Source organism: Fodinibius sp. GM21 (genome assembly GCF_058386955.1).
Genome location: NZ_JBYEIQ010000004.1, coordinates 79330 through 96298 on the forward strand (window position 1 = coordinate 79330; position 16969 = coordinate 96298).

General features: G+C 43.9%; 18 protein-coding genes. 12 read left to right on the top strand and 6 right to left on the bottom strand.

The window, feature by feature from the left end; translation table 11 throughout:
* Positions 1 to 65 precede the first annotated feature (65 nt).
* The 9 genes from ACT3IB_RS10670 to msrB all read left to right on the top strand — a co-directional run bounded on the left by ACT3IB_RS10670 (position 66) and on the right by msrB (position 7990).
* Positions 66 to 641 carry an outer membrane protein gene (locus ACT3IB_RS10670; protein WP_491539001.1) on the top strand — a complete coding sequence of 192 codons (576 nt, stop codon included), beginning with the start codon at positions 66 to 68 and terminating at the stop codon, positions 639 to 641.
* Between the two features lie 171 nt (positions 642 to 812).
* A complete protein-coding gene (locus tag ACT3IB_RS10675; protein WP_491539002.1) occupies positions 813 to 3062 on the top strand; it encodes a RelA/SpoT family protein in 2250 nt (749 codons plus the stop codon).
* A gap of 163 nt (positions 3063 to 3225) precedes the next feature.
* Complete coding sequence (locus ACT3IB_RS10680) at positions 3226 to 3558, top strand: HU family DNA-binding protein (protein WP_322573864.1); 333 nt, start codon at positions 3226 to 3228, stop codon at positions 3556 to 3558.
* Between the two features lie 2 nt (positions 3559 to 3560).
* The gene (gene ruvX, locus ACT3IB_RS10685; protein ID WP_491539003.1) at positions 3561 to 4016 is read left to right on the top strand and encodes a Holliday junction resolvase RuvX; all 456 of its coding nucleotides are present in this window, start codon (positions 3561 to 3563) and stop codon (positions 4014 to 4016) included.
* On the top strand, positions 3988 to 4557 hold the full coding sequence (gene def, locus ACT3IB_RS10690; protein ID WP_491539004.1) for a peptide deformylase: 570 nt from the start codon (positions 3988 to 3990) through the stop codon (positions 4555 to 4557). The genes ruvX and def overlap by 29 nt, the downstream gene beginning before the upstream one ends.
* Before the next feature lie 8 nt (positions 4558 to 4565).
* Complete coding sequence (gene fmt, locus ACT3IB_RS10695) at positions 4566 to 5480, top strand: methionyl-tRNA formyltransferase (RefSeq protein ID WP_491539005.1); 915 nt, start codon at positions 4566 to 4568, stop codon at positions 5478 to 5480.
* 88 nt (positions 5481 to 5568) lie between these two features.
* On the top strand, positions 5569 to 6261 hold the full coding sequence (locus ACT3IB_RS10700; RefSeq protein WP_491539006.1) for an ankyrin repeat domain-containing protein: 693 nt from the start codon (positions 5569 to 5571) through the stop codon (positions 6259 to 6261).
* Positions 6262 to 6384: 123 nt separating this feature from the next.
* Positions 6385 to 7389 (top strand): type I glyceraldehyde-3-phosphate dehydrogenase, encoded by a 1005-nt coding sequence (gene gap, locus ACT3IB_RS10705; RefSeq protein WP_491539007.1) that lies wholly within the window; start codon positions 6385 to 6387, stop codon positions 7387 to 7389.
* Positions 7390 to 7537: 148 nt separating this feature from the next.
* On the top strand, positions 7538 to 7990 hold the full coding sequence (msrB, locus tag ACT3IB_RS10710) for a peptide-methionine (R)-S-oxide reductase MsrB (RefSeq protein WP_491539008.1): 453 nt from the start codon (positions 7538 to 7540) through the stop codon (positions 7988 to 7990).
* On the opposite strand, the gene ACT3IB_RS10715 is transcribed toward msrB, so the two are convergent.
* On the bottom strand, positions 7987 to 8400 hold the full coding sequence (locus ACT3IB_RS10715; protein WP_491539009.1) for an OsmC family protein: 414 nt from the start codon (positions 8398 to 8400) through the stop codon (positions 7987 to 7989). The two genes, msrB and ACT3IB_RS10715, sit on opposite strands and share 4 nt — an antisense overlap.
* A gap of 155 nt (positions 8401 to 8555) precedes the next feature.
* On the opposite strand from ACT3IB_RS10715, the gene ACT3IB_RS10720 reads away from it, so the two are divergent.
* Both ACT3IB_RS10720 and ACT3IB_RS10725 read left to right on the top strand, forming a co-directional pair.
* The gene (locus tag ACT3IB_RS10720) at positions 8556 to 10604 is read left to right on the top strand and encodes an OPT family oligopeptide transporter (RefSeq protein WP_491539010.1); all 2049 of its coding nucleotides are present in this window, start codon (positions 8556 to 8558) and stop codon (positions 10602 to 10604) included.
* A gap of 28 nt (positions 10605 to 10632) precedes the next feature.
* Complete coding sequence (locus ACT3IB_RS10725) at positions 10633 to 11640, top strand: acetamidase/formamidase family protein (protein ID WP_491539011.1); 1008 nt, start codon at positions 10633 to 10635, stop codon at positions 11638 to 11640.
* Between the two features lie 331 nt (positions 11641 to 11971).
* Here the strand turns inward: ACT3IB_RS10725 and hisIE are convergent, their stop codons facing one another.
* On the bottom strand, positions 11972 to 12586 hold the full coding sequence (gene hisIE / locus ACT3IB_RS10730) for a bifunctional phosphoribosyl-AMP cyclohydrolase/phosphoribosyl-ATP diphosphatase HisIE (protein ID WP_491539012.1): 615 nt from the start codon (positions 12584 to 12586) through the stop codon (positions 11972 to 11974).
* Between the two features lie 12 nt (positions 12587 to 12598).
* Positions 12599 to 13360 carry an imidazole glycerol phosphate synthase subunit HisF gene (gene hisF / locus ACT3IB_RS10735; RefSeq protein WP_491539013.1) on the bottom strand — a complete coding sequence of 254 codons (762 nt, stop codon included), beginning with the start codon at positions 13358 to 13360 and terminating at the stop codon, positions 12599 to 12601.
* A gap of 328 nt (positions 13361 to 13688) precedes the next feature.
* On the opposite strand from hisF, the gene ACT3IB_RS10740 reads away from it, so the two are divergent.
* A complete protein-coding gene (locus ACT3IB_RS10740) occupies positions 13689 to 14192 on the top strand; it encodes a cupin domain-containing protein (protein WP_491539014.1) in 504 nt (167 codons plus the stop codon).
* A 6-nt stretch (positions 14193 to 14198) separates the two neighbouring features.
* Here the strand turns inward: ACT3IB_RS10740 and hisA are convergent, their stop codons facing one another.
* The 3 genes from hisA to ACT3IB_RS10755 all read right to left on the bottom strand — a co-directional run bounded on the left by hisA (position 14199) and on the right by ACT3IB_RS10755 (position 16964).
* Complete coding sequence (gene hisA, locus ACT3IB_RS10745) at positions 14199 to 14918, bottom strand: 1-(5-phosphoribosyl)-5-[(5-phosphoribosylamino)methylideneamino]imidazole-4-carboxamide isomerase (RefSeq protein ID WP_491539015.1); 720 nt, start codon at positions 14916 to 14918, stop codon at positions 14199 to 14201.
* Between the two features lie 109 nt (positions 14919 to 15027).
* Positions 15028 to 16275: a hypothetical protein gene (locus ACT3IB_RS10750; RefSeq protein WP_491539016.1), complete on the bottom strand. Its 1248-nt coding sequence runs from the start codon at positions 16273 to 16275 to the stop codon at positions 15028 to 15030.
* Positions 16272 to 16964 carry an ABC transporter ATP-binding protein gene (locus ACT3IB_RS10755; RefSeq protein WP_491539017.1) on the bottom strand — a complete coding sequence of 231 codons (693 nt, stop codon included), beginning with the start codon at positions 16962 to 16964 and terminating at the stop codon, positions 16272 to 16274. The genes ACT3IB_RS10750 and ACT3IB_RS10755 overlap by 4 nt, the downstream gene beginning before the upstream one ends.
* Positions 16965 to 16969 lie beyond the last annotated feature (5 nt).

The following is a 16969-nucleotide window of genomic DNA, read 5'->3' on the forward strand; positions in this document are numbered from 1 at the left end:
GTTTGTTACACCCTTACCCTACGAAAAATATTTAAAATAAAATTCCATACTTAGAGGAGACTATTATGAAGTTAAAAAAACTACTCGTTGTATTTGCTACTTTTGCATTAATGTTCACCATGCTGCCTGAAAAGACGACAGCCCAGTGGAGCCTTGGGGCATCTTATGAAATTAGAGATGAGGAACCCAAAAACGGTTTTGGTCTGCGACTGGAACGCGATATTCTTCAGAAACTTCCTATTGTTAACCTCTCCCTGAGAGGACACTTTAGTTATTTTAATGAAAATATTTCATATGATGACAGAACATACTCCACGGATATAACCAATTATGATTATGGTTTGGCAGCTGTCGGTGGGGTTTCCCTGGGATTATTAAGCCCATATGTAGGGGTGGGATTGGGCGCTTCCACTCTTGATGTAAATCGGGATAACCTTCCTTCAGGATCGCCTTTGGATGAGGGAAATGATGATAGCGCTATCTACTGGAACGGTTTTGTGGGAGCAAAAGTAAGCCCCATACCGATGATTAAGCCATTTGTGGAATATCGTTTTGAGGATGTTTCCAATTACAGTGATGAACTCTCTGACATACAAAATAGTAATGGCCGGCTTATTTTTGGGGTTTCACTGTCATTCTAAAAGATATACACTGGTACGAAAGGCGGACGTTATTAAAGCGTCCGCTTTTTTATTTTTAATTTGTTTTAGTGATTGCTAAATAAGCATACAGTCCCTTTTTTGAATGTAAAGGGCGATGGTATTGTTCTTACTACTAATGAAAGCGCTTAAATTCTTTTTCATCTAACCTTTATGGCAGATACAAAAACGACATATAATATAGATCTGGACGGATATGTTCTGGATCCGCCTCAGCAAGAAGATCTTGATGAGTTGCTACGGGTATGCCGTGAAAATCTGGAAGAGGTGGATGAAAACCTTGTTTCACGTGCATTTAAGCTATGTTATGTGTCGCACGAGGGAATTGATCGGGCCTCCGGTGAACCCTATTACTACCATCCCGTGGCAGTGGCTAAAATTGTGGCATCAGAAATTAATATTGATGACGTTTCGGTTGTAGCTTCGCTGCTGCATGACACAGTCGAAGATACTGAGGTTACGCTCGATGATATCAAAGAAAAATTTGGTGATACGGTTTCGCACCTCATTGACGGAGTGACAAAGATTTCGGGTGTATTTAAGAGTCGCAATACCAAGCAGGCGGAAACATTTATGAAAATGCTTCTGTCGATGGCAGAAGATATCCGCGTGGTGTTGATTAAGTTTGCCGATCGACTGCACAATATGCGTACGATCCAGCACCTGCCGCGCGAAAAGCAGATGCAAAAGGCTACAGAGACAATGGAACTGTATGCCCCGCTGGCCCATCGATTTGGACTTTTCAATATCAAAAGTGAGCTCGAGGACCTCTGTTTTAAAGTCATTGATCCCAATTCATATAAATTTATTGCTCGTAAGCTCAGGGAAAAAAAAGAAGCCCGGGAAGCTTTTATCGAGGAGTTTATGGATCCTATTGAGGAGGAGCTGGATGAGCAGGGCTTTACGTTTGAAATGAAAGGACGTCCCAAGCATATTTATTCTATTTTTCGGAAGATGCAGCGCCAGCAAAAGCCCTTTGAGGAAATTTACGACCTGTTTGCCATTCGTATTATTCTCGAGGAACCGCACACCAAAGAGGACTGCTGGCGCGTATATTCTATTATTACGGATTGGTATACCCCTATTCCCAAGCGGTTTCGCGATTTTATTTCGGTGCCGAAAGCCAACGGCTATCAATCGTTGCATACAACGGTAATTACCAAAAAGGGACGCAAGGTTGAAGTACAGATTCGAACTCGCCACATGGATGATATTGCTGAAAAAGGGGTGGCTGCACACTGGAAGTACAAAGAGGGCAAGGAAGGTGGTTCTGAAACGCTGGAAAAATTTGTGCACTGGGTACGCGATGTACTGGATAATCCACGTCCCGATGCGGCCACAGAGTTTGTGAAAGACTTTCAGCTGAATTTATATCAGGATGAAATTTATGTGTTTACGCCAGATGGGGAGCTGCGAACGCTGCCGCAGGGCGCAACGCCGATCGATTTTGCTTTCGATATCCACAGCGAGATTGGAGAGCGGGCAATTGCCGCTAAAGTGAATGGTAAAATGGCGCCGCTCCGCCAGAAGTTGGATATCGGGGATCAGGTCGAGATTATCACGGGAAATAAAATCAATCTTAATCCCGATTGGATTAATGATGTTGTTACGCATAAGGCCAAGTCGCGTATTCGGCAATACATCAAACAGAAAGAACGTCAGACGGCTGATGAAGGGCGAGAGATCTGGGAGAAGAAAGCCAAGCGTGCCAACATTGAAATCTCAGAGCAGGATCTCACGCGCATTGCTCAGAAGCTGAAATTCGATTCTACCCAGGATCTGTTTTATGACATCGGGAAAGGGAGCTTTGATGTGAATGAGCTCTTCGATGTTGTTAAACAGTTTACCAGTAAGGGACGCATTGATGAGAAGGAGGACGACGATAAACCGGCTCCCGTAACGGAAGAGGAAATTCAGGAAACGTATATTAATGCGGCGCGGTCGATTAGCGATGATAAAGCGCTGGTGATAAATGGGGAGCTCACTAATGTTAAATACAGTTATGCTAATTGCTGTAACCCCATTCCCGGTGATGATGTGATGGGATTCATCAGCCGAACCGGCGATGTGAAGGTCCACCGATCAAACTGCAAAAATATTCATCACCTGATACAAACCGACGGCGAACGTATTGTGGATGTCTCATGGGCGAAAAATATCGATTCCAAATTCCTTGGTGCTGTTAAGGTGATCGGTGAAGATCGCGTAGGTATGATTAATGATATTACCGATGTGCTTTCGAAGTCGCTTGAAACGAATATGAAAAGCATCAACGTCAATAGTGACAGTGGAATGTTTGAAGGCATTCTTACGGTCTACGTGGATGACATTGACCACCTGGGACGTATTATTAATAAGTTGCAGAAAGTGGGAGGCGTAAAAAGCGTATTCAGGTACGAATAAGTCATTGTTTTCGTTACTACTTATCGAACAGGATTATTTTTATCTCTGTAATAAAAGTAATATCATCAACCAGATAAAAATAGTGCTTTTTCCTCCCATAACAGACCAGGGATACGATCAGAAAAAGTGTTGAATTACAGAGTTAAAATATCATTTTCAGATTATGATAACCTATACAAAAAGAGATATTGTAAGACGCGTTGCTGAGCAGATGGATGAACCGATGGTTCAATCTGATCCATGGGTTAATGCGGTTTTGGATGCCTTGCGCGAAACGATGATGGATGCTGACCCAACTTGTCGGATTGAATTGCGTGATTTTGGTGTTTTTGAAGTGAAAAAGACCAAAGCAAAGCCGAAAGCCCGAAATCCGCGCACAAATGAAGAAATTTATGTACCGCCTCATCGCAAAACACATTTTAAACCCAGCAAACTTTTAAAAGAATTTTTAAAGCAACCTCTCGATGAAGAGGAAGTAGAAGAAATGGAAGATTAACCGTGGCAGAATATGGAAGAATAATCGGTATAGATGTAGGAACAAAATGGATTGGTCTAGCCCGTACCGACTTACTAAAAACAGTAGCCAATCCTATAGGAACCTACTACGTAGATGACGTTTTTGAAGCGCTCGAAGAACAGGTTGAAAACGAAAACGTTGAAAAGATTGTAGTGGGCTGGCCTCTTACTCCCGAAGGAGAAGAAGGTAGAGCTATCAAGATGGTTGAGGAGTTTTTGACTAAGCTTGAAGCACAATTCCCTGATATTGAAATAGCTAAAATTGATGAACGCTATACAACCAAAGAGGCCGTTCGAGCAATGGTTGAAGCGGGTGTCCCCAAAATGAAACGCAGAGAGTCTGATCGAATAAACCAGGCTGCTGCCGCTATTATTCTTCAGAAATATATTGAACTTGTAAAAGCAAATAATGTCCGTATTACCGATCGTTACATATGATGATGAGGTGCTTCGCAAAGAAGCAGAACCCGTCAAAGAAAACACGCCTGAAATTCAGCAGCTTATAGACAACATGTTCGACACCATGTACAATTCTGATGGAGTTGGACTTGCTGCTCCCCAAATAGGAGAACTGCTACGGATTTTTGTAGCTGACGCCGGTCCCTTAACTGAAGAAGAGGGAGGGAGTAAGTATGGCCCGATGGCCCTCATCAATCCTGAGATTAGCTTTGAAAGTGAAGAGAAAGTTGATATGGAAGAAGGGTGCCTGAGCATACCGGGTGTTAACGCATCAGTAACCCGACCCGAAAAAATTGTGGTAAACTATTTGGACCGTGATTTTAACGAACAGGAGCTGGAGGTTGACGGCTGGCTCTCAAGAGTGATACAGCATGAAACCGATCATCTCGACGGGGTGTTGTTTTTGGATTACCTTTCCATGTTTAAGCGCAAATTGTTGAGTTCTAAGCTCAAAGACATTGCCAGGGGACGTACTGAAATAGCTTACCCGACCGTTCCCAAAAAGCAAGAAGCCAATTAGAGGTTTTTATGCGCATTGTATTCATGGGTTCTCCCGACTTTGCGATTCCCAGCCTGGATAAACTACAGCAATCAGAGCATGAAATCGTCTCGGTGGTAAGCAATGTAGATAAACGGCGCGGCCGACGTGCAAAACCATCCCCAACAGCTGTTAAAAAAAGAGCGCTTGAATTTGATTTGCCGGTTATTGAGGTGGAAGAACTCGATGATCCCGGTTTTTATGATAAACTCAAGGCGTTGAATGCCGACTTGTTTGTTGTGGTCGCGTTTCGAATTTTACCACCGGATATTCTGGACCTTCCCAAAAAAGGATCTATTAATCTTCACGCTTCGCTGCTTCCAAAATATCGAGGGGCTGCCCCCATACATTGGGCAATAATAAATGGAGAAGAGAAGACCGGCTGTACGGTGTTCTTTTTGGATGAAAAGGTGGATACCGGGAATATTATTGAGCAGCGGGAAACTGATATTGGTCCCAATGAAACAACGGGCGATGTGTATAAACGCCTGAAAACGATGGGCAGTAAGTTACTCATGGATGCTGTTGATCAGATTGATCGAGATTCGTATCAGTTGCAGGGGCAGGATGATGATAAAGCAACAGCGGCTCCAAAACTATTTACAGAGGATTGTAAGATCGATTTCAGTAAACCGGCCAACCTGGTGCACAATAAAATCCGTGGACTTAGCCCATTTCCAACGGCTTGGGCTATGCTCGATGATCTAAAGTTTAATATGTACCGCTCAGAAATTGGCCCTTCCATAGAGTTGGCTCCGGGACGCCTGCAGATGCATAACGATGATCTTATCGCCGGATGTAAAGACGGAAGTGTAGTATTGAAAAAAGTGCAGCTGGAAGGCAAAAAGCGGATGAGCGGAAAGGATTTTATGAACGGTTACAACGGTCAGGGAATGCTGCATTAAATATTCGAAAAAAAAATAAATTTGTATTGATAAATAATTAGATAATTATCATATAATCACTTTCACCCTACAATAAACAACTGTTGATATGGAGTTATCACCACTTTTGGATGCTGCTAAACAAGGAGACTTGTCTCAATTAAAGAAACTCACCCAAGAGGAGGGTTATGATATAAATAAATCGGGAAAAAGTGGTGTTACGGCACTTATTTTAGCCGCAGAAAATAATCAGGCAGACGTTGTCGATTTTTTGCTGAGTGAGGGCGCGGATGCCAACGCCTCAACAACCATGGGAGGCACAGCTGTTAGCAGGGCGGCCGAAAACGGACATGTTGATGTCATTCAAAAGTTGTTGGACCATGGTGCGAATGCCGGTGATTTGGCACTAATTGCCGCTGCACGAGAAGGTAAGCTGGAAGCACTGAAATTATTGATTGAACATGGAGCCAATGTTAATGCTGAGCAGCGATGGGGACAGACTCCTCTGATGCTTGCCGCCAGAGAAGGCCATTCCGATATTGTCAGTTATTTGCTGGCGAACAAAGCAAAGATCAAAGTGAAAGATAAAGATGGTCATTCGGCATTATCACTGGCTCTGGATAATGATAATGTCGAGATTGCAAGTCAACTACGCAGGGCCGGTGCAAAGGCCGATGCTGCCCGTGAAAGAGAGCCTGATTTAGAGGATGAGGACGGTGATGATCTGCTCGATACGGAGGATTTTGATGATCTTATTGATGAAGAGGAAATCTCCGAGGATATCGATCTGGATGAAGATTAGCGGGAAATTAATTAAGGAATTGTTTACAAAAGATCGTTCGAACTCTTATTTTTAGTTGAAAATAATTAATACGCGATTTCATATCGTGAGAACTTTAACGAAGTAACCAAAAGGCTACAATTTATGGGTAAAATTAATATTGGAATTAATGGTTTTGGGCGTATTGGAAGATTAGTAACCCGATCCATTATGGCATATCACAAAGACGACGTTAATATTGTTGGCGTTAATGATTTAATGGATGCGGAGACACTTGCCTATCTCTTTAAACGTGATTCCGTGCACGGTACGTATCCGGGAGAGGTAAGTTATACTGACAACAGTATTACGATTGATGGAATGGAAATTGGAATTTCATCAGAAAAAGATCCTTCGAATCTGAAGTGGGATGAGCGCGGCGCTGATTTCATTGTTGAATCAACCGGATTGTTCCGAACAAAGGAGGCGGCTTCAAAACACCTCGAAGCCGGTGCTGAAAAAGTAGTTATTTCAGCCCCTGCAAAAGGCGATGGAGATGTAAAAACCGTAGTGCTGGGCGTAAATGAGGAAATTATTGATGACAGTGCCCGTATTTATTCCAATGCAAGCTGTACGACCAACTGTCTGGCTCCCATGGTAAAAGTGTTGAATGATTCTTTTGGTCTTGAAAAAGGATTCATGACGACCACACACGCTTATACCGGCAGCCAAAATATCTTGGACGGACCGCACAAAGATCCACGTCGTGGACGTACTGCAGCACAAAACCTGGTTCCAACGACAACAGGAGCGGCACAAGCAGTTGAATTAGTGTTGCCGGAATTGGAAGGAAAGCTGGACGGAAGTGCTATTCGCGTTCCGGTACCCGATGGATCATTGACTGATCTTACTGCTGTTCTTAGTAAAGATGTTACCGTTGAGCAGGTTGATAAGGCGTTTAAGGATGCTGCCAATGGTGCCATGAAAGGGGTCTTGGCCTACTCAGAGGAGGAGTTGGTTTCCACCGATATTCTAGGGGACCCGCATTCTTGCATATATGACAGCGGCTTTACTAAAGCGAACGGTAATCTTGTTAAAATTCTTGCTTGGTACGACAATGAAGCAGGATATTCAGCACGAACCGTCGATCTAATCAAGAAGATCGCGTAACATTTTTACTGCCGATGGAATCACGAGTCGTGATTCCATCGGAATTATTTTTTACGGGATGTCGTGCAGTCATTCACTTCATTCCTTTCGAAACACAAGGTCAGATTTATTCTGGCCTTTTCGTTTTAATAGCATAAAATAGAAATCTATGATTGATTGGAAGCAGGTAAATGAATATGCAGGAAAAGGTAATCCGGAGCCACCCCGAAGAGTGGAAAAATCCGATGAAGAGTGGAAGCAGGAACTGACTGATGAGCAGTTTTACGTGACCCGCAAGCATGGCACGGAGCGACCGGGCACGGGCGAATATTGCGAAAGTCACCAGCCCGGTCTGTATGCTTGTGTGTGCTGTGGCACAGAGCTGTTTGATTCTACTCGGAAGTTTAAGTCGGGATCAGGGTGGCCCAGTTTTGGAGAGCCGGTAAAAAATAATGTGGTCAAATATGAGGAGGATTACAGCCACGGTATGCAGCGCATTGAGGTTTTATGCAATGTCTGTGATGCCCATCTCGGTCATGTTTTTCCTGATGGACCGAAACCCACGGGCCTCCGTTACTGTGTCAATTCTGCTTCCCTGGATCTCGTAGAAAAGGCGGATTAAGATTTTATTTTGTAACTGTAAGAAATTTCAGACCCCTTTTCCAGTGCCTTGGAGACCGAGCAGTATTTTTCAAGGGATAGATCGATAGCCCGTTTTACCTTCTTTTCATCCAGATTGCCGGTAAAAATAAAATTCAGCCGGATGGTCTTAAATTCTGAATATGTTCCGGCTGATTGTTTATCACCGTCTACAATTACTTGTAAATCTTCGAGGGGTTGTTTTTGCTTTTCCAGAATTCCGATAATATCAATGGCACTGCAGCCGCCTATACCAGCAAGCAATAACTGCATGGGACTGAATCCACCTTTGAGTCCTCCTATTTCGGTGGACCCATCCATGCGGATTTTGCCTCCTTCCTCATTATGGGCTTCCATGTGCAAGTCTTCAAGATGATCGATCGTAATTTTCATGGTATTTCTTTATTTCAAAATTTGTTGCTCAAAGTACAAAAACGACGTTGCTTAGCAAAGTAGGGTATAGACTTAATTAAAGAGAATCTGCTACTTGCTTTCTTGTGTAGTTCTTTTAATTTGAAACGAATCAATCTAAAGTAACAGGGAATGTTTTGAGTGACGAAACCAAGCAGTTTGTGCCGTATGTCCGAGCGGAGGATGATTATCCGCAAATAACATTTAAAGCTGTCATTCTGGGGATTTTGCTTTCGGCTATTTTGGCCGGAGCCAATGCCTATCTGGGATTAAAAGTAGGAATGACTGTCTCGGCTTCTATTCCGGCAGCTGTTATTTCCATGGCCATATTACGTCTGTTTAAAGAGTCGAACATCCTGGAAAATAATATTGTACAGACAGCGGCATCGGCCGGAGAATCATTAGCTGCGGGTGTTATTTTTACGCTTCCCGCCCTTATTTTGCTCCGCTATTGGTCAGACTTTCCGTTCATTGATACAATGGCCATTGCCATGTTCGGAGGTGTGCTGGGAGTGCTTTTTACTATTCCGTTACGAAGGGCTCTTATTATCGAGAAGAAACTTAAATTTCCGGAAGGTGTCGCTACGGGAGAGGTATTGAAAGCCGGAACAGAAGGGGGAAAGGGCATTGTACAAATTGCCTGGGCGGGACTGGCTGCTGCGCTGTATAAATTGGGACAAACAGGGTTTAAGTTGTTTTCAGGATCGGTAAGCGGATCGGTAACAGCGGGGAAATCCATCTTTGGGATGGGAACAGAATTGTCTGTTGCGCTCTTGGGGGTTGGATATATTGTGGGATTAAATATTGCGGTACTGGTATTTGCGGGAGGATTGATTTCGTGGCTGTTTGGAATTCCACTGTACATGGCATTTGCGAATCCCGCTGATGTCGCCGAAGTCGTGGGGAACATGAGCGGCTATGATGCGGCACTGGAAATATGGAGTCAGAAGATTCGCTATATGGGCGTTGGGGCTATGGTCGTAGGCGGTATCTGGGCTTTGATTTCACTTGCCAAGCCACTGAAGGATGGTATCGAATCATCATGGGAAGCGGTTAAAAAAGCTCGATCCGGTAAAAGTGCTGATATTTTGCGCACCGAGCGCGATATGCCAATAAACTATGTTTTGTGGGGAATTATCGGGCTGGCTGTTCCTATCTTCATTGTATTTACTCAGGTTATTGATACTGCTCATCTTCCTGTTACCAGCGGATTGTATTGGTCAACAATGGCAATAGGGACTATATTTTCGTTGGTTGCTGGATTTCTATTTGCCTCCGTTGCCGGATATATGGCCGGTCTCGTAGGATCATCTAATAACCCTATCTCCGGTGTAACCATCGCTACCATTTTAGCTACTTCGCTGATACTGTTGGCTCTCTTGGGGTCACAGCTCGACTTTTCGGTTGATACTACGCGAGCGCAGGCAGCGGCTGCTGCAGCTATTTTGGTTGGAGCCATGGTCGCCTGTGCTGCGGCTATTGCCGGTGATAATATGCAGGATTTAAAAGCGGGTCAGCTGGTAGGAGCAACTCCATATAAGCAGCAAATTATGCAGATTGTTGGGGTTGTATCGGCAGCACTGGTAATTGCTCCAATTTTGAGCTTGTTGTTTAATGCCTATGGTTTAGGCGGCGTATTGCCTCGTGAAGGTATGAGTTCAGCCGAGATGCTAAGCGCTCCTCAGGCTACGCTGATGCAGTCAGTGGCTGAGGGGGTATTTGCCCGAAATCTGGAATGGAATATGATCTGGATCGGGGCTGTTATTGCGGTGGCTATTATCATTTTGGATAAAATCCTCGAAGCTAAAGAGTTTGAGTTTCGTACGCCTGTGCTTGCAGTTGCGGTTGGGATTTATCTGCCGCTTGAGCTTACGGTACCTATTTTTATTGGAGGAATGATTGCGTGGTGGGCGGGGCGAATGGTGGCCAGTCGGGCAAAACGAGAAGGAGCTGATGTGGAAGAAGCAAAAACCAAAGCAGAACGCAGAGGATTGTTATTTTCGTCGGGATTGATTACCGGAGAGGCACTAATAGGTATTGTGTTGGCAATCCCGTTTGCGATACAGGAAAGTACCGATGCGCTCAGATTAGTCCCGGAGTCATTTGCGCCGATTGCTGACTGGTTGGGTGCATTTGCGGCCGTGTTTTTCATCATCTGGTTGTACAAGGTAGCCGTCAAAAAATAATCAAATGTTAACAGAAACAGGGGAAAGGATGAAGCAATATGCAATAATAGTTGGATTGATAATGCTATTGGGAATTGGCTGTGAGCGAAAAAGTTCGGATGTCGTGGACTCGAAGGTTGTGCCGGAGCCGCAGTATACACTGTCAGCCGATCAAACACATAGCAGCTGGAGTAGTGCCATTGAGCCAGTAATAGAAGTGGAGTCGGGAGCTGTAATTGAGGTCAGTACCGAGGAGGCATCCGACCAGCAGCTTACGGCGGAATCAACGGTGGAGGATATCAAAAATTTAAGCTTTGATCCCATTCATCCCCTCACCGGACCGGTTTACGTAGAGGGGGCAGCGCCTGGGGATATCCTGAAGGTGAAACTGCACAAAGTAGCATTAGGCAGTTGGGGTTGGACCGGTATTATACCGGGATTTGGATTTTTGGCAGATGAATTTGACGAGCCTTGGATTAAGACGTTTGAGTTCGATGAAAATTCAAATACTGCTGCTTTCTCTGATGAAATAAATATTCCTTTAGAACCTTTTCCCGGCGTGATGGGGGTGGCTCCGGCAACCGATTCTATGCTCTCAACAGTGCCGCCGCGTGCTAATGGAGGAAATATGGATGACCCTCACATGACGGAAGGAACGACCGTATACTTTCCTGTACAGGTAGAGGGAGCCTTGTTTTCTATCGGTGATGCCCATGCAGCTCAGGGTCTGGGAGAGGTTTGTGGTACGGCAATTGAAGCTCCTACACGCATTGTGTATCAAGTGGAAGTCATCAAAGATGGTCGCACGATTCAAGAGCCGCAATACGAAACGGACGATTATTATGCGGTAACCGGCTTCGGTAAATCCATCGATGAGGCCGCAAAAAAAGCCACGCGCTATATGATTGATTATCTTGAAAAAGAGCACGGCATGGATCGTAATGACGCCTATGCGCTATGTTCACTGGCAGGGGATCTTAAAATCGCTGAAGTGGTAGATGTCCCACACATGCTGGTGACGATGCACATGTCCAAAGAAGTGTTGGGTGTCAAGTGATTTTTTCTATTTCACCGGATGGTTGATTGGGTCATCCGGTGTATAAATTAGTTATCTTGAGTAAGGCCTTCTGATATTTAATTTGTCGGTCAAAAATTTTGATGAAGTACCTTTTGTCTTGACACAAAAGGTACGAAAAAGTCAAGGCTTAGAATTTTGGAATCGGCTTCAACCCACAGTAGGCGTGTTTTTTGAAGGTCCTTCACTTGTCTTTTTATTTATGTAAATGGGGAGCCGGTGCAAAACACACAATCGCCTACTTTGGTCTCTGCCACAAAATTCTTAGGCCTCTGTAAGGTAGCAACCAGTTGACAGGAAGGAGTTCGGATTTTTATTTGCCATGGCGTTCTTCAAGATTTTTCACGATGGATCGCAGCGGCACGTCTCTTGCCACCAGTAAAACGATGAGGTGATAAATGAGATCCGATACTTCATCAACCAGACTGTGATTTTCATTTTTGGCCTCAATGACCGTTTCTACGGCTTCTTCACCTACTTTTTGGGCAATTTTATCGATCCCATCATTAAAAAGGGAGGTGGTGTACGATCCTTCCGGCATTACTTTTTTTCGACTGATGATCAGCTCTTCCAGATCATTGAGGAAATTTAAATCTTTTGCAGGATTAAAATCTTTTTGATGGAAACAGGAATCTTCGCCGGTATGGCACGTAGGTCCGTGCGGTTTAGCTAAAACGAGCAATGTATCATCATCACAATCCTGTTGGATATTAACCACATCAAGATAGTTGCCGGAGCTTTCCCCTTTAGTCCAAAGTCGTTGTTTTGAGCGACTAAAAAAGGTAACGCGCTCTTCTTCAAGCGTTTTTTCAAGAGCTTCCTTATTCATGTATCCAAGCATCAACACTTGGAAATTCTTGGCATCTTGTATTATTGCGGGGATAAGGCCGTCACCTTTCTCAAAGTCCAAGGAGTTGATATCAATCATAAATACAGTCAGTTAAAAAGTATTACGTACAGAAATATTTGCTTGTTGAAGTTCCTTTTTCAGGTCACCTATATCAATTTCCTGAAAATGAAAAATACTGGCAGCCAGCACTGCATCTGCTTTTCCCTTTTTAATAGCATCGATACAGTGTTGTTTTGTACCCGCGCCGCCGCTGGCAATAACGGGAATGGTGGTAAATTCGTTAACTTCTTGTAGCAGTTCAATATCAAAGCCTTCTTTGGTACCGTCTTGGTCCATGCTGGTAAGGAGGATTTCTCCGGCACCGCGTTTTTCAACTTCCTTTATCCATTCCAAAGCATTTTTTCCGGTATTTTTTGAGCCGCCCGAAATGAAAACGACCCATTCATTATTCATGCGTTTAGCATCTACGGCAGCTACAATACATTGAGATCCAAACTGTTTAGCTGCCTTATTAATTAAATCGGGGTTGCGAACAATTGCACTGTTTAAGGATACTTTATCTGCGCCTGCGTGAAGCAGTTCTGCAATTTGGACAGTAGTGCTAATACCTCCACCAACAGTGAATGGAATGTCGATCCTGAGTGCGATTTTTTTTACGAGGTCAACCAGTGTTTTACGTTTTTCTTTGGTAGCTGTAATATCCAGAAATACAAGCTCATCGGCGCCTTCATCAGAATAGCGCTTGGCTAACGCAACGGGATCACCGGCATCGCGCAGCCCTTCGAAATTTATGCCTTTGACTGTTCTTCCGTCTTTGATGTCTAAACAAGGTATGATTCGTTTTGCGAGCATTAAGGAAAATCGTTAAACCGTTGCTTTTTCTTAACTTAGATCGAATTTAAATTTCGATGGACAACAAATCATATTACCAATTTTTTTCGTGGAATTGAAGTGAAGGTTAATCACAAAACCTGATTGTTATGGCACAACCGGAAGAATGTCCCAAGGGGGGGGAGCAACAGCAGTCGATCCCTGTCAAAAAGAACAGAAGATCGATTGCATCCGAGAAGATTAACTATTAAAAAAAATGATGATAAGGCTGCGGTTTATCCGTGGCCTTTTTTATTTTAGAGGCCATTACGTAAAAAAGTTAAGGTATAATTGATAAGAAATTTCTTTAATGAATACTGAACAGTCAGAGAAAAAGCTTTTTGTCCGGATAGAAAATGAAATAAGTGAACAGGGATTTACCATCGTTGATAAAGATTGGGACCGCCCATGGGGTGGCTTTTTTGTGATAGATGAGACACAGGCACCGGAGTTTGCCCAACTGTATTTTGGCGATAAGGATATTGAGGATCTTAGAATATCGGAAAAACTGAGTCCCAAAATTTTGGTTGTGCAGCCTGAAAAGCGATTATCCTGGCAGTATCATCATCGGCGCGCTGAAATATGGCGGGTACTTGAGGGACCGGTAGGGGTTATGACAAGTGATACTGACGAACAGCAGCCGGTAGAGACATTTGAATCCGGCGAATATGTGAAGTTAAAGCAAGGCGAACGCCATCGCTTGGTTGGACTTGATGACTGGGGGATATTAGCTGAAATTTGGCAGCATACAGATCCGGAAAACCCTTCTGATGAGGATGATATTGTACGGGTACAGGATGATTTTGGACGATAGAAGCTTTTAAGTAGCGTGGTATTTAAGCATTTCTTTGAGAGATAAGTTTCCTTCATAGTACGCACGTCCCACAACTACCCCGTATTGTTGCTGCTTTGATAATGCTTGTAGATCGTTGGCACCTGAAACGCCTCCTGAGGCGATGAAATTGAGTGTTGGAAATTGTTCTGATAATTGCTGATATAATTCCAGGTTTGGTCCTTCGAGCGTACCGTCTTTAGAAATGTCAGTACACAAAACGGTAGAAAGGCCACGGTCTATCATTGGTTGTAAAAAGTCTTTCAACGACTTATCGAGCGTTTCCAGCCATCCACCATAAGCTACCTTGCCATCTTTTAGATCCATTCCCAATATGGCTCTATCACCGTAGTCCTCAAGCACCTTCCGCCATTTTTGAGGATCTTTGACAGCCATCGAGCTACAAATAATATTTGATACTTCCTGTTCCAGAAGCATCTTGGCATCTCCATAACTGCGAATACCGCCCCCCGTTTGTACGGACAGCTTAAGCTCGCTAATAATATCTTTGATATACTTTAGGTTAACGAACCTTCCTTCTTTTGCCCCGTTGAGATCTACGATATGGATATGATCAAATCCGGCTTCTTTAAATTTCTTTGCTTCGTTAAGGGGATCATCATTATAAACGGTAGCTTCATCATAATCGCCTTTGTGTAGCCGGACTACCTTTCCATTGAGCAGATCAATAGCGGGAATAACTTTCATTGAGGAATGATTTTTTAGAATTAGATGGGGAAAGTAAAGAAACAGGCAGAGAGTTAACAGACGAAATAGCAAAATTGTCTGACCATCAGAGAGAGTATTATGTCAACTGTTAATACGACCACTTGAGTCGAAAGAAGAACAGGTTTGGGGTAGGCACTGCCTTACGAAATACAGTTCCTTTTAACAGTTGTGATAGTAATAGAAAGTCAACGTTTTCAGTTACAGATATTGAAACTTGAGGTATGGCAATAAATATGGACCGGTCAAAGCTGCCCATAAAGCTGAGGTTCCCATTTATTAAGGGATGAATCTGGTAAGAACCATTGATTAGAAATCCCGACTTGGCAATAAAAAGATTGTCAGCGCTGGGAGGTTCAACAAGCGTATTTAAGGGATTTCCTCTTTGGTTATAACCTCCGTTATAAAGCAGTTCACTTTGGAGATATAATCCATTAGACAGCATATAATCCAATCCGGTTGTAGCGGTAAAATGCCCGGTGCGTTCGAAAAATTGCTCTTCGGGATGAAAGTATGAGATTTCACCTTTAAAACCGGCATCACCAAGGTAACCGGCCCACCCCGTACCGAGGGTCAGCTTATCCAGATAATGTCCGCCCGTAATTTGGACGTCGTAATTTCCCCAGCTTGTTCGTACCATTCCTGCGATAACAGATTCAGACCAGTCTTTGGCTATTCTGATGCCGGCCTCAAAACTGGAAGCGTAGCTCCAATTGTATTGAGCAGTCAGGGCATCCACGCCGGGACGTTCTTCATAGTCAAAATTCAGGAAAGCATAATTATTAAATAGATCATTGGGATTCCAAACATACGTACGTCCCCAGTTGACGCGCTGTCGACCGGCGTGCACCTCCCACGGACCTGTTATATAGCTTAGGTGTATTCGATCAATGTTGGAATGCATCAGGGAGTGATCGGTAGTGAACCAGACCCACGAAAGATCAAAATAATTGGGATCTTGCTTGTAGAGTTGATCAAGTCCGGGGGTATTGGTAACGGTATAACCATTAAGGAGGCGGGTGCGAAGATCGGCACGAAATTCAAAATGGTCTGATAACGTCCAGTTACTTTCGATACGGTGATGGAGGATGTTATCATAACGGGGGGAAGAAAAATTATTATCAAAAGAAATTTGTCCCAGCTCTTTTACGTATCCACCGATATCTAACTCTTGCGCAAAACTGTTTTGAAATCCGATGAATAGGAGAATAACGACCACACATACTTTTCCGAGGTTATTACGCAAAAAACCGCAGCTGACGTGCAAAGAATCACAAAGAAAGCCTCGATGACCTTCCGGCTCTTTTTCGGGTAATGTGGTGTTTTGCTCCGTAATCATTGCTCTAATCTTTCTTCATCTTTATCAACTTTGCCATCCACGAGTGTAACTACCCGGCGCGCACGGTCGATGACTCGCTGATCGTGCGTTGAAAAAACAAAGGTCATTTCTTCCTTTTTGTTGAGTTCAAGCATTAGATCCAGCAGGTCAGCGCTTGACACGGAATCGAGGTTGGCAGTGGGTTCGTCAGCCAGCACAAAGTCGGGCTTGGATGCAAGTGCCCGCGCTACGGCTACGCGCTGCTGCTGTCCGCCGGAAAGTTCATTAGGGCGCTTGTCAATTTTATCGGCCAGTCCTACTTCTTTGAGTAAAGCTATGCTTTTCTCTCGGCATTCTTTGTTGGGCCGTCCCTGCATTTGCATTACAAAAGAAACGTTTTCCACAGCGGTTAGTACGGGAATTAAATTATAGGCCTGAAACACAAAGCCAATATGATGGAGCCTGAAGTCGACGAGTTCCCGATCAGATAAGGAGGCCAGCTCTGTGTGCTGGATGATGGTTTGGCCGTCGGTGGGCGTATCCAGCCCTCCGATGATATTTAAGAGCGTTGTTTTTCCCGATCCGGAGGGACCGACGATGGCCGTAAATTCTCCTTTTTCGATCGTCAGATCTACACCATTAAGGGCACGTACCGGTACTTTTTCCGGGTTGTAAACTTTGGTAAGTCCATAGGTTTCAATAACTGCCATAGTGA